Below are 2,475 nucleotides of genomic sequence, written 5' to 3' on the forward strand. Positions count from 1 at the left end.
TGCTCATTTGGGAGGGATTAGTGATATCGCCCAGCACAACTTCAACCTGATTTCCGAAGTTAACGTCCTTCATCACAGAGCGACTGACAGCCCGCACTTGTTTGTCTTGCCTAACTAGCTCTCGAACTACGGCACTGCCTAGTCCGCCACTTGCACCTAAAACAACATGTAGATCGGAACTATTCATCATTAAACCTGGATAAATAAATAAAATGAGTGATTAATAATTAGCAAGAGTTTAAACTAAGGGTAGTTTTGCTCTAGTTGTGGGAACTGCGGCTAAGAGATCTTCAAGCAGAGAGATATAGCTTGCCCCCAAATGCTGAATCGTTGATTGCAGATGAAAGTTATCGGAATATTCAATAGTCACGGTTAAGTTGCCCCCAACGATTGCGAAGAAAAATTCCAACAAAGTGGTACGTTTTCGATCTGGTGGCGATAAACGTCGATCTGATTCTTCAGGCATAAATTCAAAAATATCCGACTGTGGGAGTGTCCGATTTCCCAAATAGTTAGCCCTTACAGGTGTCAAATTATTGTCGGGGTATAAATAATCGGGAAGTCGATCGCCAATCCAATCAAAGGTGATGCCATTCATTGGTAAACCCGCAAACTTTTCCTGAATTTGTCGGATGAGTTGACCCCAGTTAAGTTGTGCATCTACTGAAATGCCAACGGGGAAATTGACAGCAAAATTACCCATCGCCTCAAAAAACTGATTTCCATCTCCCAAATCTCGTCCATGAGAACGGTGACTAATCGTCACATCCTCACGCTGACTCCATTGCCCCATCAATCGGTACAACGGAGCGAGTAGCAGAGAATATACATTACACTGGTAGTGAGATTTGGCTTGAGTCAATAGGGTGGTACTGTTAGCTTCAGATAATACCCACCGCTCCTCTCGGGCAGATATTTCTAGATTAACGCCGTGGTGAAGATCGCAAGAAACTTGAAAGACGGATTGCTCTGAGGGAAATTGAAACAGCCAATAATAGGGGTGGCTTGCCAACTTGCCTTGCTGTTCGGCTGCCATGAGCAATCGAGTGAAGTCTAGATAAGACGCTTGCGGCGCGAGCAGTTGGGGCGATGCTGGTTGAGGGTCAAGCAACCGATGATAGGTTAACCACAATTGTTGAAAGATCAGTTGACTACTCAACATATCTCCATTTAAATGATGTCCGAGCATCACAATCTCGTAACAGCGATCGTTAATTTTGACAATAATCACTTGAAATAGTGGCTCTCGTTCGATCTTCAATTCTCTATTGAGTTCTTGGATTAATCCCTGAATTTGGCAATCTCGCTGTTGTTCGCCGTGCTGCGTCCCATCATAAAATGCAATATTAGCAGGCGTATTAGTTGGCAAGACTTTCTGCCACCATTTCCCCTCTTTCTGCACAAAAACAGTCCGTAAACTGGGGTGGATTTCGACTAAGTGCTGCAAACTTTGACGAAACACTTCAGCATCAAGCGGTTGATGATACCGAAACCGAGAATAACCCGCCCATTGATAAGGAGGCTCGAAGTAAGCGAAGATCCAACGCTGTCCTGGGCCAACCGGAAGATAATCATCTGGTAATTGTGTGGGCAGAGACTGCTCTGCTTGGAACAGGGCGATTAAAGCTTTGCGATCTAGTTTGCCATGATGATTTTTGGGTAGACTGGGCAACCATTCCAATCGATGGGGAATCATATAATGGGGCAAATGTTTGGCTAGATGCGTCTTGATAATCTGGGCAGTAACGGGTTCTCCGGCTAAACCTGCAACTAAGCGTTTTTGACCCAATTCATAATCAATGGCGACTACTGCCGCTTCTTTGATGCTGGGATGACTAATGAGGATGTTTTCAATTTCGCCTAGTTCAACTCGAAAACCGCGAATTTTGACTTGGCTATCGATGCGTCCGTGATATTCAAAGCTGCCATCAGGGAGTTGTTTAGCTAAATCCCCCGTGCGGTAAAGTCGTTCACCAGGAATGTGGGTGAAGGGATTAGCTGGAAAAGCTGCTGCGGTTTTTTCGGGATCTTTTAAATAGCCTTGTGCTAATTGGATGCCCCCAAGATATAATTCTCCTAATTCTCCTTGCGGTAGCGGTTGGAGCTGTTCGTCAAGGATCTCCAAATAAACATTATCGATAGCTTGGCCGATGGGAATACTGTTTTCTCCTTGGGAACCAGGACGTGCTTGGATGAGATGACAGGTGACATCGATCGAGGCTTCTGTCGGTCCATAGAGATTGGCCAATCCGACCCGATCCCCATACTTGTCTAGCCATTGTTGGATAAAGGGCATTGGCAAGGCTTCGCCGCTAAAGATCAACCAGCGTAAATGGGGGAATTCGGTGGATTTATCTTCTAAAGCCTCTAAAAACTCACCAAATAAAGAAGGGACGAAGTGCAAAATATTAATTTTGGTTTCCTGCATCCAGGTAGCCAAAGACCAGGGATCTCGAACAATCTCCCGCGATACAG

General features: G+C 45.1%; 2 protein-coding genes. Both read right to left on the bottom strand.

The window, feature by feature from the left end; genetic code table 11:
- Positions 1 to 190, bottom strand: a 190-nt coding sequence (locus RMO52_RS21815; protein WP_310418517.1) for an NAD(P)H-binding protein, incomplete at its 3' end; no start/stop codon positions are given.
- A gap of 48 nt (positions 191 to 238) precedes the next feature.
- A partial coding sequence (locus RMO52_RS21820; protein WP_310418520.1) for a condensation domain-containing protein occupies positions 239 to 2,475 on the bottom strand: 2,237 nt, incomplete at its 5' end.

It is taken from the genome of Chamaesiphon sp. OTE_8_metabat_110 (assembly GCF_031382685.1).
In the GTDB taxonomy this organism is placed as follows: domain Bacteria; phylum Cyanobacteriota; class Cyanobacteriia; order Cyanobacteriales; family Chamaesiphonaceae; genus Chamaesiphon.